We start from the raw sequence: 223 nt of genomic DNA on the forward strand, positions 1-223 counted from the left end.
CTGGGACAGTATTCGCGTGACGCGTGGTATCGAACGGTTGCCGTCTGATTTTGAACTGATGCTGATGGACTATTACCCCGGCAGTCACGAACGACAATTGGTTGAGGCAGGGCAGCCCTGTCAGGTATTGTTAGGCGATGATCCTGTTATCACCGGTTATATCGATATCTGGAACTCGTCCATCAATAAATCAACCCACCAAATTCGTGTTACCGGCAGGAGC

The 223-nt window shown here is 50.2% G+C and carries 1 protein-coding gene; it reads left to right on the forward strand.

Annotated elements, in window-relative coordinates; translation table 11 throughout:
• Positions 1-223 (forward strand): phage baseplate assembly protein (locus PSI23_RS23785; RefSeq protein ID WP_373567380.1); only part of this gene is annotated, 223 nt, incomplete at both ends.

Source organism: Xenorhabdus yunnanensis (assembly GCF_028598805.1).
GTDB lineage: Bacteria > Pseudomonadota > Gammaproteobacteria > Enterobacterales > Enterobacteriaceae > Xenorhabdus > Xenorhabdus yunnanensis.